Origin of the sequence: Bacillus cereus group sp. MYBK15-3, from assembly GCF_051916765.1 — a bacterium.
Taxonomy (GTDB): Bacteria; Bacillota; Bacilli; order Bacillales; family Bacillaceae_G; genus Bacillus_A; species Bacillus_A cereus.
Genome location: NZ_JBQAHG010000003.1, coordinates 70,489 through 93,279, shown reverse-complemented (window position 1 = coordinate 93,279; position 22,791 = coordinate 70,489). Strand labels below are relative to the sequence as shown.

Below are 22,791 nucleotides of genomic sequence, written 5' to 3'. Positions count from 1 at the left end.
ATTTACAAAAAAGAAATGTGCTCTTTACAAATGTATGGTACAATATACGGGAAAAACTCTTTTTACCCTTTATCAACACATTTGAATAAAGGAGACTGAACTTATGGTTACTACATATCTTTTATTTATCGTTGCCTACTTACTTGGCTCGATTCCATTTGCACTAGTTGTTGGAAAAATCGGCTACGGAATCGATATTCGTGAGCACGGGAGCGGTAATCTAGGCGGAACAAACACATTCCGCACATTAGGGAAAAAAGCAGGTTTTACCGTTACAATTGCTGACATTTTAAAAGGGACATTAGCAACAAGTCTACCAATGATTTTCGGATTAGATATTCATCCACTATGGTTCGGGTTAGCGGCTGTTCTTGGACATGTCTATCCAATCTTCGCGAAATTCCGCGGTGGTAAAGCAGTTGCAACTTCTGCTGGGGTGCTATTATGCTATTCACCAGTTGTTTTTGCAATATTGGCTGTTGTATTTTTCACCCTTTTATTTACAACAAGATACGTATCACTTTCTTCTATGGTAACAGCAGTTGTTGCTGTTATTGCATCCATTGTTAGCGGGGATAAAATCTTCATTATTGCGATGTGTTTATTAGCAGGTATGGTTATTTATAAACACCGTGCAAATATCGGACGAATTATAAATAAAACTGAACCAAAAGCAAACTTTTCAAAAAAGCAAAAATAAGATCGTAACCCACATAACGCAAAAAGAAAACGTGAAGCATATTAATAGCGTCTTTTTGCGTTATTTTTTATACTAAAGAAAAAGCAACATAATTTGGAGGAACTATACATGAATCTTTCCGTAACAAAAGAAGCAGCACAATGGTATAAAAATGAATTAAACTTACAATCAAATGAAACACTACGCTTTTTCGTACAATACGGTGGTTGCAGTACTGTGCAAAAAGGACTTTCTTTAGGGATTCGTAAAGATGATCCTGCACATCCTGCTGTTCAAATTCAAGAAGAAGGTATTAACTTCTTTATTGAAGGCGATGATGAATGGTTCTTCGATGGACATAATTTATCTGTTACACTTAACGAAGGTGACGACTTCCCACAATTTAATTATGAAAAATAAAAAAACGTGGCTTCTGCCACGCTTTTTTATTTTTTCTTAATTTCCTCATATTTCGCATACCACTCAGGATATAACTTTTTAAATGATACAGGGCGGAACCCTTCTTTTTTCGCACAAATATTCGTCGTACTTGCAGTAATACAAAGTTCACCATCACCATTATATATTTCATATCCATATACAACGCGAAGTGGGCTGACAGTATCTACCCATGTTTTTACGATTGCTTTTTCTCCGTAACGCATCGCTTTACGGTATGAAATTTGTAAATCTAACACAGGAGAAATAATTCCTTCTTTCTCCATTTCAACATATGAAAAACCTAAATCTTGTATAAGTTTCGTGCGACCTAACTCAAGCCACACTAAGTAGTTTGAATGGTAAACAACACCCATTTGATCTGTTTCCGCATAACGGATTTCAACTTCATGTTCTGCTACAAACATATGTATATTCGCCTTCTTTCACTTCTGCTACCTTGCATACATTTAATCATAATACAGTGACATCAAAAATAAAATAAAAATAGTGAATCTTTTCCCGAAAGGAGCAAGCATATGATTCAAATTGTAACGGTTCGTAGCGGTGATAGCGTATATAGCTTGGCATCAAAATATGGATCAACACCTGACGAAATAGTAAAAGACAATGGACTAAATCCCGCTGAAACGCTCGTTGTTGGTCAGGCACTTATCGTTAATACGAAAGGAAATAATTATTATGTACAGCCTGGTGACAGCCTCTATCGGATTTCTCAAACATATAATGTCCCCCTCGCTAGTTTAGCTAAAGTTAATAATTTATCTTTAAAATCTATTCTCCATGTCGGACAACAATTATATGTACCAAAAGGCACAAAACGAGCTGTAGAATCCATCGCTTATTTACAACCTTCCACTATACCGATTAAAGAGAGTTTAGTTAATGCTACACGTGCCATCAATCCATTTTTAACATATTTAGCTTATTTTAGTTTTGAGGCAAAAAGAGATGGCACATTAAAAGAACCTACTGAAACAGCTAAAATTGCTAATATTGCAACGCAAGGGCAAACAATCCCTATGCTCGTTATTACAAATATTGAAAATGGTAATTTCAGTGCCGATCTAACATCGGTTATTTTACGCGACGCAACGATTCAAAACAAATTTATTACTAACATTTTGCAAACAGCTGAAAAATATGGCATGCGAGACATTCATTTCGATTTCGAGAGTATAGCACCCGAAGACCGCGAGGCGTATAATCGCTTTTTACGAAATGTAAAAACACGCTTACCTAGCGGGTACACATTAAGCACAACTCTCGTACCGAAAACAAGTTCAAATCAAAAGGGAAAATTTTTCGAAGCCCATGATTATAAAGCGCAAGGGCAAATTGTTGATTTCGTCGTCATTATGACATATGACTGGGGTTGGCAGGGCGGGCCACCAATGGCAATCTCTCCTATCGGTCCTGTAAAAGAAGTACTTCAATACGCAAAATCTCAAATGCCTCCCCAAAAAATTATGATGGGGCAAAACTTATACGGATTCGATTGGAAACTTCCGTTCAAACAAGGGAATCCACCAGCAAAAGCAGTTAGCTCTGTCGCAGCTGTTGCACTTGCTCGTAAATATAATGTTCCTATCCGCTATGATTTCACAGCTCAAGCTCCACATTTTAATTACTTTGACGAAAATGGCGTACAACATGAAGTTTGGTTTGAAGATGCGAGGTCTATTCAAAGTAAATTCAATTTAATGAAAGAGCAGGGCATTGGCGGTATTAGTTATTGGAAGATTGGCTTGCCATTTCCACAAAATTGGCGTTTACTTGTTGAAAACTTTACGATTACGAAAAAGGGCTGACAAAAGTCAGCCCTTTTTGTACATTTTGTTAAGATTCATCTTTGATTTCACTTTTTAATGAGTCAATACTTTCTAAACGTCTTTGATTTTTTGCTTCAATAGCAGCACGATCTTTTTCATTAGAAAGTTCCGCTGTTTCTTTTGCTTCATTAAAGTTATCAACTGTATTTTGCACCATTTCTTGTAACTTTTCAGCGTTGTCACTTCGATTATCTGGATTTGGCATGTACTTCCCTCCTAATATTGTATATACACACCATCTTAAATTACCTATCTTTCCTCAAATTTATACATAAAAAAGGAGAATGTAATATTCTCCTTTTCTTTAACCATTATCAACAATCGGTTGTTTACCTGTTTGATCTTGCATTTGCTTTCCTTTATTTCCACCAGCTTTTTTTGATTGTGTTCCAATATGATTCGGTGCAAAGTCTTTTGAATTTTTTTTCGGATTACCCATTACTATCGCCTCCTTAACACTAGTATCGTACTAGTGTTAAGAATTATTCAGCTTGCTTAAAAAGTTTCATTTCATAACGTTTTTCAATGCGCTCTTCAATGCGATCAATTGCCTCACGATCGCTTAATAATTGTTGTTTATTTTCATTTACAAGTTCTTCAAACGATTTACGGCGACTTCTTCTCATGTTGTTCACCCTCTCTCCTTCGCTTTCTTATTACATAGTATGAGCAAACAAAAAACTCTTTAATCAGATTTGCAAGAAAATTTTATGTTTTAGTACTCCTAAAAAAACTCCGTGTACAATATATTGCACACGGAGTTTTTTATACCATAATATTTAAATACTCTTTCAACTTTTCATCTGCATTCATTTCATTTTCTTTATAATCATGAAGCGCCTGTAATACAAAATCATACTGCTCTAAAATATAACTTTCTAATTTCATAACATCCTCTAAGCTATTAAGCATAATTCTCGTATTACCAACTTCACTTTTTAACGCCGGTTCACATTTTAAACTTGTACATATTTCTTTCACATCTTCTTCTAATATCTCTGTTAATACATATTTCTTTCGCCCTTTTACCTTTAATCTCATAACTGGATAAAAAGCTTTTATATCTAAATAACTTCCTACGTTCATACAACGTAGCCATTCTACATTACGTTTATTACATGCAAGTATTTCTTTCACCGCTTCATATACCGCAGTTTCATCAAGCATAGCCTTATTTACTTTTCGTTTCCCTTCTTCTTCAATAGCTGCACACTTTTGATAAACAGCAGCACACGTAATGCAATCGTCAAATGCATTATGAGAGCTTAAACGAATTCCCAGCATTCGTTTTAACGTTTCAAGTTTATGATTAGGCGCATGCTTCATGTATTTCTTTGCTAAAAATACAGTATCAATTACTTTATTTTTAGGTTCAGGCAACCCAAGCATATTTACATTACTTTTCAAAAAGCGCATATCAAAAGAAGCATTATGGGCCACAATAACATTTGTATGTAAAAATGCTAAAAATAAAGGTAACACTTCTTCAATCGTCGGTGCATCTGAAACGCGATAATTAGTAATACCTGTTAAACTCGTTATTCGGTCCGGAATTGGCCGCTCTGGATTCACGTATGAAACAAATTGATCTACTAATTCATGATTACGATATTTCACTGCTGCAACTTGAATAATTTTATCATTATAAGGGTTAAATCCTGTTGTTTCAAAATCAATTACAACATAATCTAACGGTAAGGATACATTCCCCACTCCATACACTCCTTTATCTCTAAACGTTTATATTTCTTACATCATATCATGAAGTTATTACTACTTGAAAAAGAAAAGGCAGAAATGGGAACTCTCCACCTCTACCTTTTCACCATTATTTTAATTTAGCAACTCTTTTCTCCATCTCTTTTTGCGTCATCGGCCCAATAAACTTATCTTGAATGACACCTTTTGTATCTATAAAATACGAAGTTGGAATCGTAATTACTTTATAAGCTGTTGTCACATCAATGTTCTTGTCCAATAAAATAGGAAAAGTAATTCCTTTTTCTTTAGCAAAATTGCTTACCTTTTCTACTCCCCCACCTTTTTCTGAAGGCGTATAATTTATTGCTAAAATTTCTACGTTCTCTTTATGTTCTTTATAGAAAGCTTCCATATCCGGCATTTCTTGCTGACATGGTCCACACCACGTTGCCCAAAAGTTTACAATCACTTTCTTTCCTTTTAAATCTGATAACTTTACATTCGTTCCATCTAAATTCGTTAATGTAAAGTCTGGTGCACTCTTCCCTATTTCAATACCATTACTTGCAATCATCTCTTTCATAGCAGCTTCACTTTTTTCTTGCTTCACTTTTACCGCCTGCTCTTTATGACCAAACTGTTCATAAGCTGCATATCCCGCTAAACAAAGTAACACTACAATAATCGTAAGCTTCCGCCACATTTTATATCACCCTAACGTATTATCTTCTTTTAACACATTCATCAAAATACTATATACCTTATTTTAGCTTATACGGACAAGCTTGGAAATATTCACAATCGAAATAATTAGAATATTCTTATTAAAAGTGCAATTTTATCATATAATTAGAAAAGCAGATGAAGTGTTGCTTATCTAATTATGGACCCATTCACCTTTTTCCTCTCATAGTTATAAACCTACAACAAAAGGGGATTGTTTATGAATTCATTCGAAAAAACAACATTATATATTCTTAGTTTTCTTTTATACCCAGTCGGTATTATTACATGGATCATTTCACTCTTTAGTAAAGATCTTGAAAAAAAGAAAATAGGACGTATTTGTCTCTACGTCTCTCTAGTCTCATTCGTCCTTTTCTTAATTCTTGGAATTGCCACTTTCCTTATGACTGCTACTTTTAACGTTGATCTAAATCACTCCGAATCTATCGAGTATCAACTAAATGACACTGAATAAAGATTAGAGCATTGCTCTTATCTTTATTCACATCTCTTAAAAAATGAATGACTATGTATTAATTTTTCTGGACCCTCACATGCAACAATATTTCCTTCTTTCATTATGACAATACGATCTGCTAGTACCACCCTCTCTACATCATGTGTTGCCACAATTCTCGTTACATCTCTTCCTATCCCTTCAATCATATTCCAAACCAGTTCTTGATTGCCCGGATCTAACCCAGCCGTCGGTTCATCTAAAATAATAAGAGTTGGATTTGATACAATCGCGCGCAATAATGCAAGACGTTTTCTTTCGCCTCCCGAAAACTCTTCACCGCTTTTATGTAGCACAGTTTGACTCCCTTCAGGTAACCCTCTAATAATCGGCGTTACATTTATAAGTTCACTATTTTTTTCTAACTGATTTTCTAAACCCTCTTCCCCGAAATACATATTCTCTGTTACCGTCGTTCGGAAAAAACGTGGTTCTTGCCACACTGTAGTCATACGAGCTTCATTACCATAATAAGCAATGCTACCGTTAGATGGTTTATACAAGCCCGTTATTAACTTTAAAAGCGTTGTTTTTCCTGCACCGCTTTCTCCCACAATCATAACGAGTTCACCAGGACGAATTTGCAAATCAATATTATGAATTCTGCATTTCTCTTCGTCATTCTCCTGAAATGAAACATTTGTTATCCTGATTCCCATCGCTCTTTCTACATTGCTATCTACTGCTCGTTTATTTAAAAAGCAAAAAGCTCTATTTGCCGAAGCGACTGCAACTTGTGTCATTATTAATAAATCGCCCACATAACGGACAGGGAAAAAGAGCATCTCAATTGTCGCTAACACTGCAATGAGTGAACCAACTTCTATTTCTCCCCTCATTATTTTTTGTGCACCTATAATGAGAACAACAATATATGCTCCTGTTTCAATCACCGTTCCAACTACTCCAATGCAATGTTGCATCATCGTCTTCTTTACTTCTCATTTATACGATTGTGCCGTTACTCTTTTAAATAAGCGAATTGCCCATTTTTCTTTTTGTAAACTCCGCAAATCTTGTATCCCCTTTACAAACTGTGACACCATCTCTACAACACTTGAGTGATTTTTTTGAGAAACGCTTGCAATATCTCTTACCTTTTCTCCCATCAGTATTGGAACAATTGTACTTAAAAATAAAAACGGAGTTACCCACAATATAAACTGTATATCTATATGTTGTAGTGCTATGAAAGCTCCAATAAATTGGGCAATAGCGTGTATATATTCTATTAATATAGAGCCATATAATCTGACCCAGTTCGGAATATCAGACACGACCAAAGTTTCTAACTCTCCTTGTTTGATTTTCTCACTCTCTTCAAACGGTAATAGGAAAAATTGGCGCAATACATCTATACGCTTCTCTCGTAATATTCGCTGACTCGCTTTTGAGCTTACATAATCAAATGAAAGATTGTTCACCCACATCAACAAACGGCTAGCTGTAAACAAAGTAATGTAAAGATACGCTCCTTTCAGCTCTCGTTGAATCAGGTTATCTACAATTAGTCCCATGAATAGTGGACGGGAGAGATTTAAAATAGCTGCAAAAAGCCCACTGCATACAGCTGCTATTACTAATATTTTTTCTTTCTGTAACGGTAACAAAATTCTTTTATATTCTTTCATGACGTTTCCTCCATTTTTCGTAGTAAAAAAGAAAGGGATGAAACCATATGGTTTCATCCCTTTCCATAAAATAAGGAAGCTAACTATTGTTAGCTTCCTTATTATTCATTTCAATTATTTAGTTCGACACTTTAGACTCTTCAATTTTCTCACGAAGAACCATTTGCAGAATACCACCGTGACGGTAGTAGTCAATTTCTACTTCACTATCGAAACGAGCTACTACTTCAAATTGTTTTTCATTGCCATCTGCATCAGTTGCAACTACTTTCACAAGATCGCGTGGTCTAACTGTTTTGTCGATTTGAATTTCAAATGACTCGTTACCAACAAGACCTAACGTTTCAGCACTTTCGCCATCTTTAAATTGAAGTGGTAGTACACCCATTAACACTAAGTTACTGCGGTGAATACGCTCAAAGCTTTCTGCAATTACTGCTTTAATACCTAGTAAGTTTGTTCCTTTCGCAGCCCAGTCACGAGAACTTCCCATACCGTAATCTTTACCAGCAACAACTAGAAGGCCTGTGCCATCTTCTTTATATTTCATAGCAGCATCATAGATAGACGTTACTTCACCTGTTGGCCAATATGTTGTATATCCGCCTTCTGTTCCTGGTGCGATTTGGTTCTTAATACGGATGTTCGCGAATGTACCACGCATCATAACTTCATGGTTACCACGACGAGAACCGTAAGAATTGAAGTCAACTGGTTGTACGCCGTTTTCTAATAAGTAGCGTCCAGCTGGTGTATGCTTACCGATTGAACCTGCTGGTGAAATGTGGTCTGTCGTTACAGAGTCACCAAATTTACCAACTACGCGTAGGCCTGATAATGTTTCAACTTCACCTGGCTCTTTAGATAATCCTTCAAAGAATGGTGGGTTTTGAATGTATGTTGAATCATTATCCCAAGTATATAACGCTTCATTTGAAGTTTGGATTTCATTCCAACGCTCATTGCTGTTAAATACTTGTGCATATTCTTTCTTGAACAGTTCAGATGTAACAACACTTTGAACTACATCTTCAATTTCTTTAGCTGATGGCCAAATATCGTTGAAGTAAACAGCATTGCCATTTGCATCTTTACCGATTTCATCATTTTTCAGGTCAATATCAACAGTACCTGCAAGTGCATATGCCACAACTAGTGGTGGTGATGCTAAGTAGTTTGCTTTTACAAGTGGGTGGATACGCCCTTCAAAGTTACGGTTACCAGATAAAACAGATGTTACTAGTAAGTCGTTTGCTGCGATTGCTTCTTCTAATTCTGGCGCTAATGGACCAGAGTTACCGATACAAGTCGTACAACCGTAACCAACTGTTTGGAAACCTAATTGATCTAAATATGTTGTTAAACCAGACTTATCTAAGTACTCTGTAACAACTTTAGATCCTGGTGCTAATGATGTTTTTACATACTCAGGTACTACAAGTCCTTTTTCAATTGCTTTCTTCGCAACTAGACCTGCTCCAATTAATACGTATGGGTTTGATGTGTTTGTACAGCTTGTAATTGCTGCGATTGCAATTGCACCTGTTTTCATCGTTACTTCTTTATCTTCTAATGTAACCTTCACTTCTTTATCGAACTCTTGCTCATTAAATCCAAGTCCTTGTGTTCCAACTGGTGCTATAACAGCTTCGTGGAACGCATCTTTCATATCTGAAAGTGGAATTAAATCTTGTGGGCGTTTCGGTCCAGAAAGGTTAGATTCGATTGTATTTAAATCAATTTCTACAAGATCAGTATAGATTGGATCTTTACTGTCTGCTGTATAGAATAAACCGTTCGCTTTACAGTATTCTTCAACAACGCGAATTTGTTCTTCATCTCTACCTGTTAAACGTAAGTATTCTAATGAAATATCATCGATTGGGAAGAATCCACAAGTTGCGCCGTATTCTGGTGCCATGTTTGAAATTGTTGCACGGTCAGCTAAAGGCATGCTCTTTAGTCCATTACCGAAGAACTCAACGAATTTACCAACTACACCTTTTTGACGTAATACTTGCGTTACTTTTAAGGCAACGTCAGTTGCTGTAGTACCACTTGGAAGTGTACCTGTTAATTTCACACCGATTACTTCAGGTACTGGGAAGTATGAAGGCTGTCCAAGCATTCCTGCTTCTGCTTCAATACCACCAACACCCCATCCAAGAACGCCGATACCGTTAATCATTGTTGTATGTGAGTCTGTTCCAACTAATGAATCTGGGTATGCAACTAAGTCACCTTCAGCATTTTTCACAGCATGAACAACTGGTGCTAAATATTCAAGGTTTACTTGGTGTACAATACCTGTAGCTGGTGGAACTGCACGATAGTTATCAAATGATTTTTGTGCCCAGCTTAAAAATTTATAACGTTCTTCATTACGTTTAAACTCTAAGTCCATGTTGAATGCAAGCGCGTCTGCCGTACCCGCTCTATCAACCTGTACAGAGTGATCAATTACAAGATCTACAGTAATTTCTGGATTGATTTTATCAGGATCTCCACCCATGTCTGCCATTGCTTTACGAAGCGAAGCCAAATCAACAACAGCTGGTACACCAGTGAAATCTTGTAAAATTACACGAGATGGTTTAAATGGAACATCGATATCTTGCACATCTTTCGTTCCCCATTTCGCTAAATTTGTAACATGCTCTTCTGTAATTACACGTCCGTCTACTTGACGAAGTACCGATTCAAGTAAAACTTTCACGGAATATGGTAATTGAGATACGTTGCCAACCCCTGCATTTTCAAGCGCTTTCAAATCATAATAATGATACGTTTTTCCATCTACTTCAAAAGTTGCACGTGATTGAAATGGATTATGTTTGACCATTATGTTTCCCCCCTGTTAAACGTGACTAAGTTGTCTGAATATAAAATGTAGACAAACTTTTCAATACCTTACGATAATATCTTATTACAACTTTCTAAATAAGTAAATAATAAGAAACTTATAGATTATCATAAGTTTTCTTTATGTTTCTAAATTTGAATAGTGTTTATGCTCCTTATGAATACTATTACCATAAAGTAAAGTGCTCTATTAGCGCTTTACTTATAGTTCATACACACTATGAACTGCTCATCATTCAACATACAAAAAAATGTTATAGAGGTGAAATAAAATGGGTAAAAGAAAAGCAAATCATACTATTTCAGGAATGAATGCAGCATCCGCACAAGGACAAGGTGCTGGTTATAACGAAGAGTTTGCAAATGAGCCTTTAACTCCGGCAGAGCGACAAAATAATAAGAAACGTAAAAAGAATCAGTAACGAAAAATCCCAAAAGGTTCATTTTCCTTTTGGGATTTTTTCTAATGTTTATAACGTAGTAATTCCGAAACCGTTACAAATCGATATCCTTGTTTTTTTAGCTCAGGTAAAATTTTTGCTAGCGCTGCTACTGTTTGACTACGATCATTTCCTCCATCATGTAACAATACGATATCGCCACTTTTAGCATTTTTCACTACATGATTTACGATAGATTCAACCCCTGGATTTGCCCAATCACGCGGGTCTTGATGCCACGACCATAGAACGGTTTGATAACCAGCTTCTTTAGCTGTTTTAAATACAGCATCGTTAATATATCCCCCAGGAGGACGGAATAGCAAAGGTTCTTTCACCCATTTTTCGAAAAATTTCTTTCCATCTAAAATATCATTTTCTAATTTTTCATCTGATGAATTACTCGCATACAAATGATTCATCGTATGATTTCCAATTTCATGTCCCTCTTTTAACACCTGTTTCACTAAATATGGATTGCGCTGCACTCGAAATCCAATCATAAAAAATGTTGCTTCTGCTTTATATTGACGTAATAAATGTAAAACTTGCGGTGTATAAGTTGGATCTGGGCCATCATCAAATGTAATGGCAATAATCTTTTCATTATTAGGTACTTCCCACGTTACATAGCCAGTTGGTTCTAGCTCTTTTCTGAGCAACATTTTCGCTTCCACTTTTTCAACTTGAAATATATGTACTGCGCATAATAAAGAAAAAACGAATAGAAAAATTTTCTGTTTTCGCATAATGTTCATTAAAGTAAGAGGTTGTCAAATACACAACAACCTCATTTACTTTTCTAATTGATCTACATGTTGCATAATATTTTGGAGATTATTTTCGTATTGCTCAAGTTGTGGGCGTTGTGTTTCCGAAGCTACTTCTAACGCATTTTGAATCTGTTCATACGCCTCCTGAACCTCTTGGCGTAACTCTTTTAAATCATGACCGTAGTTTGGATCATTTTTCACAATGTTGTTATATGCATGTTCTGCTTGTGTAACTCCTTGCTGCGCTGCTTGAAAAGCTTGCTGTTTATCTTTATGATATGGCATTATATAATCCCCTTTCCATAATAGTTAGTCCCAATTATCTTTACCTTTTTTTCTAAAAACATTCTCGTATAAATTTGCAAACTTCTCTCATTCTAAAGAGAAAGAGGAGGTGTCACATACAATGAGCAAAAACAATCGTGAAGCAAAAGAAAAAAAGGGACAACCTGAACCATTAAGCGGATCTCATAAAGTAAAAAACCGTAACCATTCACGCCAAAAACATCATGCACATCATGATATGTAAAACAAAAGGTTCACAATAGCTGCCTTTACCACATACAATGTTTATATTTTTCCATTTATTCTTCACCCCTACTTCATTCATGCATAACATAGTATGAATTGAGATTTTACGGAGGGTGTCTTACATGGGCAAGAAAAAGAAGGATTGTCTTTTTCATGTTGATGGTTTCGAAGAATGGATGGATCAGTTTTGTTCTGACTCTTGTAGTAACTTTAGTTTCCCAAATCAAATTCATATTGACCTTTGCGAAACTGAACAAGAATACATTTTGGAAACAGATGTACCAAATGCCAATGAACAAAATGTAGTCATTAAAAAGATGGAGACAGGCCTAAACATTTGCATACTTCATAAAAACATTTCTTTGCAGCGAACTATTCCTTTACCCGCTAATGTTATTTATAAGAAGATGCTAGCCTGCTTAGAGAATGGTTTTTTGGCCATTCATATTTCCAAAAATGAAGTTGCTGATAAACATGAAAAGAAAGTTCTTTTTTCAAATTAAGAGTCAATATAATACAAACATAAGCCCCAGTTGGTACTGGGGCTCATGTTATTCCGCATGCATCTCTATATTAGAATTTCTATCATATCTTTTTTTCGATAAATCTTTTGTAACTAAAAGCACAGGAAATGCCACAGTTGAAAATATAGCTAGTGCTGAAAATACTGCAAACCCATTTTGGTACCCGTAGTAATCGAGAAGTACTCCTCCAAACCACGGACCTATTACTGCTCCAATTCCCGAAAAACCCATCGCACCGAAGTATGTTCCTTTTAGATGCGCAACAGCAATATCATCAATAAATACATCCGTCATTGAAAACATTAAGACTTCTCCAATTGTAAAAATAATTGTACAAACGGCAGCACCTAGCAGAGATTCTACTACTCCAAATCCAAATAATCCTCCGCTCACAAATAAAGTTCCCACCATAATGGATACTAACGGTGTATACTTTTTACAAATTTGAATAACAGGGTATTGAATTACGACTACAACAATCGCATTTAAAGCTAGCATATATGAAAATAATTTCACTCCATCCTGAAATATATGTGCATTTGCAAAATATTGAGATACTGTTGTCGTTAAATGAGAAAAACCACAATTACTCAAAATAATACCAACTAGTGCAACTAAAAATACGACATCCTTTCGCAAAATACGAATTGCCTTTAACATTGTGACAGGCTTTTCTGTATTTACTTTCTTTTTTTCAATCGGATACTTCTTAAATTGGAACGCTAATATAGCTGTATATAAAATGTATACTCCAGCTGCTACTAAAAACGGAATTGTTGATTTTGCGCTTCCAATCTGTAACCCGACAAGTGGGCCAATCGCTACTCCAACATTGATTGCACCGTAACGCAAATTATATACGAGTAAACGATACCCAGGTTTCGTTAAATCTGATAATAACGCTCTTGATGTTGGCTCAAAAAATGACCTACATAATCCATTCAAAGCATTTAATAAAAAGAAACTTAAAACATGATCTGCAAGTGAAAAACCAATGAATACAAAGACCCAAACGATCATGGACCATATTATAATCATATTTCGACCGAATCGATCTGATAAATTCCCTCCGATAAAACTAGCAAACACTCCAACAAGTGCACTCGTTCCGATAATAGCACCTGTCATTCCAGCTGATACACCTTTCACAGTCGTTAAATAAATTGCTAAAAAAGGAATACTCATTGACGTGGCGAACCTCGCAAATAAAGTCCCTATTATAATTGTCATTCCTAACGGATGAATATTTTGCAACTTCCCCTTCATCTTAAAAACCTACTCTCCCTGTTCTTACATAAAAAAAGAAAGCAAAGGATCTGCTTTCTTTTCCCTTTTTATACTTGCGCTGTTGATACCCGCGCTGTTCTCGTTATATCCATATCTATGCCATATGTAAACTGTAATTCTTTACAAACATCTTTAATTAATATTGCAACATTATACTTCTCATTAAATTGTAAAACGATGTTCTCCACTTCTTCATATGTATACTTATATTCGCCTGTAATGACACTTTTTAGATCAAAGCATTCGTTAATACAAAGTTGTACAAGTAGCTGGTCATATTTCTCTATTACATCTTCTTTCTTCCAAAGTAACTCTTTTACATATAACCGATCAAACTTCACACTTTCTCGATTACAATCCGTTAAAATCCGGGTCATTTCATTTAATTCTCGATACAATTCAGAAATATTTTTGCTTAAACTAAGCAGTTTATCTACGCCATTTTCATATAACATATTTATTCCACCCCCGCATTTTCTTCTTATTATAGCAAGAAAATTCTAAAAATAGTTTCTTTCTTCTGAAATATTAGGAAACTAATTTCAATTGCTTTACAATGAAACTAGTTAATGCGAGAGGAGAAAGAAAATTGGAGCACAAATTATATTACACTGACGCTTATAAGCAAGAATTTACTACTAAAATTATAAAGCAAGATTATGATAAAGACGGTAACTTATACGTTGTTTTAAACGAAACCGCATTTTATCCGACTGGTGGCGGACAACCACATGACACTGGAACTTTAAATGGTATTGCTGTACTTGATGTTGAAGAAGTCGACGAAGAAATCCGCCACTTCATTGCAGAACAATTACACACAGAAGACGTAGAAGGTAAAATCAATTGGGAGCGCCGGTTTGATCATATGCAGCAACATGCAGCTCAGCACATTTTATCTGCTGTTTTTTGGGACTATTTCAACATACCTACGATTGGATTCCATCTTGGAAAAGAAACGATAACAATTGATTTAGAAACAGAAAATCTGCATGCAGAAACGGTTGAAAAGGCAGTACAAATTGCCAATAAAATCGTTTTTGAAAACCACCCAATCCGTATAGAGTGGATGAACTTAGAAGAAGCAAAAACATTACCTCTTCGTAAAGAACCAACTATGACAGAGAATATACGTGTTGTTATTATCGAAAATTACGACTACAATGGCTGTGGTGGAACCCATCCGAAATGCACTGGTGAAGTTGGTTCTATTCAAGTACTAGGATGGGAGCGCAATAAAGGTGGTATACGCTTAACCTTTATCGCTGGTTGGCGTACACTTAAATTAATGGGGCAACAGCAACAAATTATGAAAGATGTTTCCAAACAATTAAACAGTAGCGAAACTGATATCCCAGCAAAAGTAGCACAGCTTCTTACCTCTCAAAAGGAAAACGAAAAAACAATACAAACAATGAATGAAAAATTATTATTTGCAGAGGCAAATGAATTACTGCAACAGCCCACCGAAATACATGCTGGGTTACTTATTTCTAAAGCATTTACAGATCGTTCTATGCAAGAAATTGCAAAACTATCAGCTATCATTACAGAACAACAAGAGCATGCAATTACGTATTTCGTCATCGAAAATGATGACAAACTACAATGTATTCTCGCTTGCGGAAAAACAGTAACGCTCGATATGAATGCTCTTTTAAAAGATGCTCTTCCTGCAATTGAAGGAAAAGGTGGCGGAAATAAAAAGAGTGCACGCGGCGGCGGAAAATCGGTGATGAACGGGGACGAGTTTTTAAATCAGCTTGTCTCTTCTTTACAGTCAGCAGTGTAAAACATGTTTATGAAGGATAGCTAACGGCTATCCTTCAACTATATTTACAGGCCTATATGTTGTTTCAACCCTTGATAACTTCCTGCATTTGCAAAACCGCCACTTATAAGATTGATAAAAGTTTCCGAAAAACCATAATAACTTAATTCGTTAATCGGTACCATTTGCACATCATGAATCGGATTATGATCGAACTCGTTAGAAGGTAGTGTAATTTCACCTTCAATCCTTTCAAGCAGAAACGTAATATGTAACAAAGATGGACTAGCATCTGGTTTATCACAAACATAGAGTAGCTTCTTAATTTTAACTTCTAATCCCGTTTCTTCTCTCATTTCTCGAATCATCGCTTCTTCTAACGTTTCACCATTCTCTACCCTTCCTCCAGGTAAAGACCAATCGCGATTAGCCACTTTTTGCTTTACTAGCAATACTTTTTCATCTTCAATTAAAATTCCCGTAACACGAACTTGCATTACATTTTCCATATGTAATCTCCTCTTCCTGTTATATTTACAAATTAATCCTTCCACAAAGAGAACATACGTTTTATAATTAAAGAAAATTATGGAAGAAAGAAGTTGTTATATTCATGCGTCCACCTTTAATAAAATCTATATCACTTGAAGATTTTCAAAACTATTATTGGTTAAAAGCAGAACTGCAAACATTTTGTCGCGAGCATGGTTTGCCAGCTAGTGGCTCTAAGACCGAAATAACCGAGCGTATCTCACATTATTTAACTACGGGGAAAGTCTTAAAAAACAGCTCTGTGCAAAAAGTGAGCAAAGCTCCCCTCTCTTATAAAGACCTTTCTCTTCAAACGATTATTACTAAAAATCACCGCTGTAGCGAAGGTGTTCGTGCTTTTTTCAAAGAAAAAATCGGAACAAACTTCCGCTTTACAGTAGCTCTTCAAAAGTTTTTTAAAGAGAATGTTGGAAAAACATATGAAGACGCGATAACATTTTGGTATGAAGAAAACGAACGAAAAAAAGATCCTACTTATAAAACAACGATCAGCGCGCAATTTGAATACAATCGCTTTACTCGGGACTTTTTCGAAGATCCAAATAATAAAGGAAAAGCAAAAGCTGATGCGATTGCTGCTTGGAATGAAATAAAAACAAAACCTGGTAGCAATGCTTATGTTCCTCAAAAAGTAGAAAACTAGAGTGAATTCATTAAAAATCAAATTCTAAAACAAATTTTAAATTTACTCCTAGGACATTATATATATGTTTTAGGAGTGAATATACAATATAACTAATCATACAAATCGATTTATCCGGTGCACTATCCTTCCCTTTGTTCATTTTCTCATCACATATCTTCTCTAATACCTTAAGTCCTTTATCTTCTCCAAACTTTTTCTCCTCCAATGACGAAGAGAAGTATTTATTCTCCATTTGTATGCTCCTTATTAGCAAATACAGCTTCTAAAATTAAGGACATAATCCTATATAGCAAAAACATACAAGCATACTCATAAACAACAACATATATTTAAATATACCTTTATATGAAAGGCTGGGATATACCATGAATAAAGTTATTTGTTGCACTCCATCAGCAATAATAAAAGATAAAATTTGCATTCCTTGGTCTATCACAGGTGGAGAGATGGGAATACAGACTATATATACTAACAATTTGTTAAATCATATTTCTTCAACTGGATATATCAAATACGAGACAGGTGTTCAAGAAATAGGTGTTACTTTCTTTCAAGATACAAATGTCTTAAACTCAATCATAATTCAACCTGGAAGTACTAGTAATTTTACAATAAAAAATTTTACTAGTATCCAAATAACAACTGGATCTGGTCTACATCAAGGTGAATTTTGCATCACAGTTTCATATCAATTGTAGACAATAAAACATCCAAACCTCCTATTATTCTCTATATTTGATAAGAGGCTTTCAATGAGAATTAAAATAAGATAGATATAAATGAATACGCCTGCCCTACACTTCAAACATTCTAATTTTCTACTTTCTCAAATAATAGCGCAATCCCTATCCCGCCTCCAATTCCTAATGTAGCAATTCCATATTTCATAGACTCTCTTTGTGCCTGATAAAACAAACGTGTTACAAGCATAGCCCCAGATGCACCGTACGGATGACCGAGCGCAATTGCCCCACCATTTACATTTAATTTTTCATACGGAATTTGTAACTCTTTTGCGCAAGCAACAACTTTTGAGGCGAATGCTTCATTTATTTCAAAATAATCGATGTCCTCTATTTTTACATTCATTTCATTTAATAATTTGTTCACCGCAAATATCGGACCAGTTCCTGGAAGATTTGGATTCACTCCCACTACAGCACTACGAACGAAACGAAGGACAGGTTTATAACCTAACTTTAGGGCTTGTCCCTCTTCCATTACAAGAACAGCACATGCCCCATCATTTACACCACATGAATTACCTGCCGTCACTGTTCCATTTTGTAAAAATGCGGGTTTTGTTCTTTTAATGATTCGTTCATAATTCATTTCTAGCTTTATAGATTCATCTAATAATCCATTAAAAGAAAATATTTCATCATGTATATAGCCTTTTTCTAACGCTTGCAGTGTCCGCTTATAACTAAGACAAGCGTACTCGTCTTGCATTTCTCTCGTTATGTTATAACGCTCCGCAACATATTCAGCCGCTACTCCCATGTCAGGATCACCAATTGTTTCAGGTGAAAATCGTGCTCTTTTTTGAAAAGGTGACGTACTTGTACTCTCTACTCCTCCGGCGATATAGCACTTACCTGCCCCTCCTTGAATGAGATGACACGCAGTTCGAATTGCTTCTAAACCAGCACCACATTGCCGATCAATCGTTACACCAGGAATATGATAGCCAAGTCCTGCCGCTAAAGCAGATAGTCTCGCAACATTCCCTCCTGGCCCAACAACATTACCTAATATAACATCGTCTATCTCTCTCTCAATTCCTCTACTTAAAAACGTAAGAAGCGGCGTTGCTAATTGCTGAACTTCATACTCTTTTAACATCCCATTCTTCTTACCGATAGGTGTTCTTTTCGCCTCTACAATAACTGCTCTATTCATATATTTTCTCCCTGTTTTCAATCATACTTTTTGCTTCCATACGAGCGATTTTCCCACTATTTGTATAAGGTATTCTATCTACAAAATGCCATTCTTTCGGTATTTTAAACGAGGATAATCGTTGTAAGCAAAAACTCTTTAATTGTTGTTTCGTAGCACTTCCTTTTACGATCGCGACGGGCTTTTCACCCCAGTAACTATCTTTCACACCAATTACAACTATTTCATCAACAGCTGGGTGTTCATGTAATACACTTTCTATTTCTTCTGGATAAATATTGATTCCTCCAAATAAAATCATATTCTTCTCTCTACCAACAATATATATAAAGCCTTCTTCATCTTCATAGCCTACATCTCGCACTGTCATCCAGCCTTCTGCATTCAACTCCTGTGTTAAAACCCCATCTATTATGTATCCCATAAAAAACTGATCACTTTTCACATAAACAGTTCCTATCTCGCCTTTTTGTACTTCTTCGCCTGCTTCATTACATATTCGAACTTGCACATTATGACAAGGTTTTCCTACTGAATTTAGCCTTCTTTCGCTTTCTGCATCGACTAGTGCTGTTACAAAACTTAACTCTGATGCACCATAAAATTCATATCTTTTCGCATAAGGAAATATATTCTTTATTTTTTCTTTCGCTTCAGCTTCCCATTTCGCTCCTGATGAAATAATTTTCATTTTATTTTCTATTAATCTATTTTCTTTATATAAAGATTCAAGCATTGTCGGAACTGTATACATAACCGATATATTTTCAGTTTCTAACTTATCTAATACTTGATTCGGAATGAACTTTCTCATAATGTGCACCGTTTGTCCTACATATAATGCACTTATTGCCCCGTATAAGAAAAGAGAATGAACGAGCGTCCCAGCTATTAAAATTGAATCCTCCATTTTCATATGAAAATCATGTACATTACAATCAAAACTATGAACCCACGATTGCTGTGCGCGTAAAAATGCTTTTGCTTTTCCAGTTGATCCTGATGTAAATCCCATATAAAAGGGAGCATTTCGTAAACTTTCTACAGTGGAATGTGTAGGAAGATATTTCTCCATCATTCTTTTCCACTCATCAATTTCAATTACTCTTCCTTCTTCATGCGGTAAATCATTTACCTTATATCTTTCTGTCACAATCATATCCGGATTACTGATTTCAATTCTTTCTCTGAGCTCATCTTGTTTCCACTTTATATCTAACGGAACACAAACCCACCCGGCCATAGCAGCACCAGCAAATAGTTGTAAAAACTCTATATGATTTTCTAATAGGATTGCTATTGTTTTATTTTTTGATTCTGTTGCATGCAACCAGTTGGCTACTTTACAAACTGATTCGAACCACTCTTTATATGTTAAAACTCTATCATTTTCCTTTATCGCTATTTTATTTGGTTGTAAAGAGGCTTGCTTTTTGTATTTTTTTGTAACACCCATATGAGACGTCCTTTCTTTACAAAAATAATAAAAAGAAACACGCAATGTACGTGTTTCTTCCCTTTATCATCCCGCATTTGTATATTTTCCATTCTTTAAAGCGGGTGTAATAATATGTTTCAATGAACGATGTAATTTTGTTACGAGAACTGCCGCAATAATTGCTTTTATACAATCCCCTGGTAAAAACACAGCACTCACTTTCATTGTCTCCCATACAGAAACATCCATTAAAAACGCTTGTACAATAATACCAAATACATAAACTACGAAAATACCACCAATTATATTAATACATAATACTTTTATAATAGAAACTTCACGTAAACGCTCAATTAAATAACCAATAACAAACGCTCCAATGATGTAACCAAGTAAATATCCTGCACTTGGCCCAACAAATACACCAAGGCCACCGCGGCCACCAGCAAGTAATGGTGCTCCAACTCCTACAATAAGTAAGAAAATAAGCTGACTTAATGCACCAAGGCGTGACCCTAACAACCCACCCGCAAGCATAACACCGAGTGATTGCAATGTAATCGGAACTGGTGTAATAGAAAGAGCAATCGGAGGTATTAACCCTAACACTCCCATAATAGAACTAAATAAAGCGACGAAAACTAAATTTTTTGTATTCATATTTGCTTCTCCTATTTGTAAACTTAAAATTACTTTTAGGTAACATATCATAAAAATTATATTATCTTTCCACTCCTCTTTTGTCAACCGTTAACGTATTAGAGTTTACAAATAGGAGTTCACTTATTTCTCTCTATGCAAATGCTCCAGTTCTTTCCGAAGCGCCTGTTTTAAAAACTTCCCAACAGATGTTTTCGGTATTTCTTCCATAAAGACAATATCGTCTGGCAACCACCACTTCGCAAACTGTGGTTTTAAAAACTCATATATTTCTTCTTTTGTAACCGTACTATTTTTCTTTTGAACAACGCAGGCAATTGGTCGCTCTTGCCACTGAGGGTGAGGAACTGCAACGACAGCCGCTTCAAATATAGCATCATGTGCCATTAAAGCATTTTCAAGATCGACCGAAGAAATCCATTCTCCCCCGCTTTTAATAACATCCTTCGTACGGTCAACAATTTTCACGCAACCTTCCTCATCCACTGTGACAACATCACCAGTATATAACCATCCATCGCGAAAACCTTCAACAGTACGATCATCGTTATAATAGCTTTCAGCGATCCAAGGTGCTCGTAAACATAATTCTCCCATCTCAGTACCATCCCACTTCACTTCACCATTTGTACCGACTACTTTCATCTCGACACCAGGTACAAGATATCCTTGTTTGGAGCGAATTTCTAGTTGCTCTTCATACGATAATTCCGTTTCATAACTTTTTAAACGTGCAAGTGTTACGAGTGGACTCGTTTCAGTCATACCATATGCATGTATGAACGGAACATTATGTTTCTGTTCAAATGCTTTAATAACACTTTTCGGCGCCGCTGCACCTCCGCATAGTATTCTCGTCATACTAGATAAATCGTAACTATTATTTTCTAACTCTTGTAATACGCCGAGCCAAATTGTCGGCACACCCGCAGCTAACGTCACTTTTTCTGATTGAATCATTTCTAATAAAATTTTCGGAGTAAACATCGGTCCAGGAAGAACTTGTTTTGATCCAAACCAAGTAGCCGCAAAAGGAAGTCCCCAAGCGTTCACATGAAACATCGGGACGATTGCCATTGCTGCATCACTTTCCGATAAAGCAGCTGTATCAGCTAAACCGAGTGCCATACAGTGTAATACAGTACTACGATGCGTATATACAACACCTTTCGGATTTCCTGTAGTCGCTGACGTATAACACATACCAGCTGGTGTATTTTCATCAATATCTTTTACAAATTGGAAATTTGGATCGCCTTCTTCTAATAGCTTTTCATAATGATATACAGGCTTCAGCGTAGTATTTGGGAGTTCATCTTTATCAGTCATAATAATGTAAGCTTGTACAGTTGATAATTGTGATTGAATATTTTCAACAAGCGGTACGAGATCTTCATCTATAAGTAGAATTCGGTCTTCTGCGTGCTGAATAATGTATGAAATATGTTGAGGAGATAAACGAATGTTAATTGTGTGCAAAACAGAAGCAATACCTGGAATAGCAAAATACGCTTCCACATGCCGATGATGGTTCCACGCTAATGTTCCTACACGTTCACCTACTTTAATTCCAAGCCTTTTCAACGCACTGGAAAGTCTTCTCGTCCTTTCCCCTAATTGCTTATACGTTAACGTTGTAACTGTATCATGCGTCCGTGAAACAATTTCTTTCTTCGAAAACAGTTTCTCTGCTCTTTCCATCATAGAACTAATTGTTAGCGGTACATTCATCATCATATTGGTTATGTCCCCCTTTAAAACGTTTTCATTTTCCGTTTATTATAACAGACTTCTACAAATGATTACGATATTTTTCTGTATTTTCTGAATTATTTCTTTGGAAATAATTCAGAACGATAA

Annotated in this window: 27 protein-coding genes and 1 pseudogene; 10 read left to right on the top strand and 18 right to left on the bottom strand. The window is 35.8% G+C overall.

All coding sequences use genetic code 11. The features are described 5' to 3' along the window. Nucleotides 1–103 precede the first annotated feature (103 nt). Nucleotides 104–700 carry a glycerol-3-phosphate 1-O-acyltransferase PlsY gene (plsY, locus tag ACTFR8_RS14675; protein ID WP_000258974.1) on the top strand — a complete coding sequence of 199 codons (597 nt, stop codon included), beginning with the start codon at nt 104–106 and terminating at the stop codon, nt 698–700. Nucleotides 701–808: 108 nt separating this feature from the next. Continuing rightward, nucleotides 809–1,099 (top strand): HesB/YadR/YfhF family protein, encoded by a 291-nt coding sequence (locus ACTFR8_RS14670; RefSeq protein WP_001054453.1) that lies wholly within the window; start codon nt 809–811, stop codon nt 1,097–1,099. Between the two features lie 26 nt (nt 1,100–1,125). On the opposite strand, the gene ACTFR8_RS14665 is transcribed toward ACTFR8_RS14670, so the two are convergent. Beyond that, the gene (locus ACTFR8_RS14665; protein WP_000495812.1) at nt 1,126–1,545 is read right to left on the bottom strand and encodes an acyl-CoA thioesterase; all 420 of its coding nucleotides are present in this window, start codon (nt 1,543–1,545) and stop codon (nt 1,126–1,128) included. Nucleotides 1,546–1,656: 111 nt separating this feature from the next. On the opposite strand from ACTFR8_RS14665, the gene ACTFR8_RS14660 reads away from it, so the two are divergent. Then, the gene (locus ACTFR8_RS14660) at nt 1,657–2,949 is read left to right on the top strand and encodes a glycosyl hydrolase family 18 protein (RefSeq protein WP_000614861.1); all 1,293 of its coding nucleotides are present in this window, start codon (nt 1,657–1,659) and stop codon (nt 2,947–2,949) included. A gap of 28 nt (nt 2,950–2,977) precedes the next feature. On the opposite strand, the gene tlp is transcribed toward ACTFR8_RS14660, so the two are convergent. The 5 genes from tlp to ACTFR8_RS14635 all read right to left on the bottom strand — a co-directional run bounded on the left by tlp (nt 2,978) and on the right by ACTFR8_RS14635 (nt 5,374). Then, nucleotides 2,978–3,175: a small acid-soluble spore protein Tlp gene (gene tlp, locus ACTFR8_RS14655; protein ID WP_001133511.1), complete on the bottom strand. Its 198-nt coding sequence runs from the start codon at nt 3,173–3,175 to the stop codon at nt 2,978–2,980. Between the two features lie 99 nt (nt 3,176–3,274). Then, complete coding sequence (gene sspN / locus ACTFR8_RS14650; RefSeq protein WP_000527987.1) at nt 3,275–3,409, bottom strand: acid-soluble spore protein SspN; 135 nt, start codon at nt 3,407–3,409, stop codon at nt 3,275–3,277. 43 nt (nt 3,410–3,452) lie between these two features. Further along, nucleotides 3,453–3,596 carry an FbpB family small basic protein gene (locus tag ACTFR8_RS14645; protein WP_001254703.1) on the bottom strand — a complete coding sequence of 48 codons (144 nt, stop codon included), beginning with the start codon at nt 3,594–3,596 and terminating at the stop codon, nt 3,453–3,455. Between the two features lie 139 nt (nt 3,597–3,735). Further along, complete coding sequence (locus ACTFR8_RS14640; protein WP_000528755.1) at nt 3,736–4,683, bottom strand: 3'-5' exonuclease; 948 nt, start codon at nt 4,681–4,683, stop codon at nt 3,736–3,738. Between the two features lie 115 nt (nt 4,684–4,798). Next, entirely contained in the window at nt 4,799–5,374 is a 576-nt protein-coding gene (locus tag ACTFR8_RS14635; RefSeq protein ID WP_000269055.1) for a peroxiredoxin family protein, read from the bottom strand. A gap of 240 nt (nt 5,375–5,614) precedes the next feature. Here ACTFR8_RS14635 and ACTFR8_RS14630 point away from each other — a divergent pair, with 240 nt between their 5' ends. Continuing rightward, nucleotides 5,615–5,872: a hypothetical protein gene (locus tag ACTFR8_RS14630; protein ID WP_001083887.1), complete on the top strand. Its 258-nt coding sequence runs from the start codon at nt 5,615–5,617 to the stop codon at nt 5,870–5,872. Between the two features lie 23 nt (nt 5,873–5,895). Here ACTFR8_RS14630 and ACTFR8_RS14625 read toward each other — a convergent pair. Together ACTFR8_RS14625 and acnA are read right to left on the bottom strand one after the other, a co-directional pair. After that, nucleotides 5,896–7,545 (bottom strand): annotated as a pseudogene (locus ACTFR8_RS14625) (ABC transporter ATP-binding protein). 118 nt (nt 7,546–7,663) lie between these two features. Then, nucleotides 7,664–10,387 (bottom strand): aconitate hydratase AcnA, encoded by a 2,724-nt coding sequence (gene acnA, locus ACTFR8_RS14620; protein WP_003315645.1) that lies wholly within the window; start codon nt 10,385–10,387, stop codon nt 7,664–7,666. A 292-nt stretch (nt 10,388–10,679) separates the two neighbouring features. On the opposite strand from acnA, the gene sspO reads away from it, so the two are divergent. Then, nucleotides 10,680–10,829, top strand: a complete 150-nt coding sequence (sspO, locus tag ACTFR8_RS14615) for an acid-soluble spore protein SspO (RefSeq protein ID WP_000518053.1) — start codon at nt 10,680–10,682, stop codon at nt 10,827–10,829. 41 nt (nt 10,830–10,870) lie between these two features. Here the strand turns inward: sspO and pdaB are convergent, their stop codons facing one another. Then, nucleotides 10,871–11,596: a polysaccharide deacetylase family sporulation protein PdaB gene (gene pdaB, locus ACTFR8_RS14610; protein WP_030027157.1), complete on the bottom strand. Its 726-nt coding sequence runs from the start codon at nt 11,594–11,596 to the stop codon at nt 10,871–10,873. Between the two features lie 45 nt (nt 11,597–11,641). Beyond that, on the bottom strand, nt 11,642–11,905 hold the full coding sequence (locus ACTFR8_RS14605) for a hypothetical protein (protein ID WP_001146293.1): 264 nt from the start codon (nt 11,903–11,905) through the stop codon (nt 11,642–11,644). Between the two features lie 121 nt (nt 11,906–12,026). Here ACTFR8_RS14605 and ACTFR8_RS14600 point away from each other — a divergent pair, with 121 nt between their 5' ends. Beyond that, nucleotides 12,027–12,149 (top strand): small acid-soluble spore protein P, encoded by a 123-nt coding sequence (locus tag ACTFR8_RS14600; protein ID WP_000042141.1) that lies wholly within the window; start codon nt 12,027–12,029, stop codon nt 12,147–12,149. 124 nt (nt 12,150–12,273) lie between these two features. After that, nucleotides 12,274–12,654: an Hsp20/alpha crystallin family protein gene (locus tag ACTFR8_RS14595; RefSeq protein ID WP_000516730.1), complete on the top strand. Its 381-nt coding sequence runs from the start codon at nt 12,274–12,276 to the stop codon at nt 12,652–12,654. Nucleotides 12,655–12,702: 48 nt separating this feature from the next. Here ACTFR8_RS14595 and ACTFR8_RS14590 read toward each other — a convergent pair whose 3' ends face one another. Next, nucleotides 12,703–13,941, bottom strand: coding sequence for an MDR family MFS transporter (locus ACTFR8_RS14590; protein WP_100619794.1), 1,239 nt, complete (start codon nt 13,939–13,941; stop codon nt 12,703–12,705). Between the two features lie 68 nt (nt 13,942–14,009). Next, entirely contained in the window at nt 14,010–14,417 is a 408-nt protein-coding gene (locus tag ACTFR8_RS14585) for a hypothetical protein (RefSeq protein WP_000965133.1), read from the bottom strand. A gap of 134 nt (nt 14,418–14,551) precedes the next feature. Between ACTFR8_RS14585 and ACTFR8_RS14580 the strand changes: the two genes are divergently transcribed. Next, nucleotides 14,552–15,754 (top strand): serine-tRNA(Ala) deacylase AlaX, encoded by a 1,203-nt coding sequence (locus ACTFR8_RS14580; protein ID WP_000400391.1) that lies wholly within the window; start codon nt 14,552–14,554, stop codon nt 15,752–15,754. A gap of 44 nt (nt 15,755–15,798) precedes the next feature. Here the strand turns inward: ACTFR8_RS14580 and ACTFR8_RS14575 are convergent, their stop codons facing one another. Next, complete coding sequence (locus ACTFR8_RS14575) at nt 15,799–16,242, bottom strand: NUDIX hydrolase (protein ID WP_000432562.1); 444 nt, start codon at nt 16,240–16,242, stop codon at nt 15,799–15,801. Between the two features lie 104 nt (nt 16,243–16,346). On the opposite strand from ACTFR8_RS14575, the gene ACTFR8_RS14570 reads away from it, so the two are divergent. Then, nucleotides 16,347–16,928 carry a DUF6434 domain-containing protein gene (locus ACTFR8_RS14570; protein ID WP_001247720.1) on the top strand — a complete coding sequence of 194 codons (582 nt, stop codon included), beginning with the start codon at nt 16,347–16,349 and terminating at the stop codon, nt 16,926–16,928. 10 nt (nt 16,929–16,938) lie between these two features. Here the strand turns inward: ACTFR8_RS14570 and ACTFR8_RS14565 are convergent, their stop codons facing one another. Next, nucleotides 16,939–17,163, bottom strand: a complete 225-nt coding sequence (locus tag ACTFR8_RS14565) for a hypothetical protein (protein WP_100619795.1) — start codon at nt 17,161–17,163, stop codon at nt 16,939–16,941. A gap of 133 nt (nt 17,164–17,296) precedes the next feature. Between ACTFR8_RS14565 and ACTFR8_RS14560 the strand changes: the two genes are divergently transcribed. After that, complete coding sequence (locus ACTFR8_RS14560; RefSeq protein WP_080451558.1) at nt 17,297–17,629, top strand: DUF3992 domain-containing protein; 333 nt, start codon at nt 17,297–17,299, stop codon at nt 17,627–17,629. Nucleotides 17,630–17,741: 112 nt separating this feature from the next. On the opposite strand, the gene ACTFR8_RS14555 is transcribed toward ACTFR8_RS14560, so the two are convergent. From ACTFR8_RS14555 to ACTFR8_RS14540, 4 genes are all read right to left on the bottom strand, one after another. Beyond that, nucleotides 17,742–18,833, bottom strand: a complete 1,092-nt coding sequence (locus tag ACTFR8_RS14555; RefSeq protein WP_001078002.1) for an acetyl-CoA C-acyltransferase — start codon at nt 18,831–18,833, stop codon at nt 17,742–17,744. After that, nucleotides 18,826–20,289, bottom strand: a complete 1,464-nt coding sequence (locus tag ACTFR8_RS14550; RefSeq protein WP_000539233.1) for an acyl-CoA synthetase — start codon at nt 20,287–20,289, stop codon at nt 18,826–18,828. The genes ACTFR8_RS14555 and ACTFR8_RS14550 overlap by 8 nt, the downstream gene beginning before the upstream one ends. 66 nt (nt 20,290–20,355) lie before the next feature. Next, nucleotides 20,356–20,931, bottom strand: a complete 576-nt coding sequence (locus ACTFR8_RS14545; protein ID WP_001093332.1) for a biotin transporter BioY — start codon at nt 20,929–20,931, stop codon at nt 20,356–20,358. Between the two features lie 123 nt (nt 20,932–21,054). Then, nucleotides 21,055–22,668: a long-chain fatty acid--CoA ligase gene (locus ACTFR8_RS14540; RefSeq protein ID WP_000980211.1), complete on the bottom strand. Its 1,614-nt coding sequence runs from the start codon at nt 22,666–22,668 to the stop codon at nt 21,055–21,057. Between the last annotated feature and the right edge of the window lie 123 nt (nt 22,669–22,791).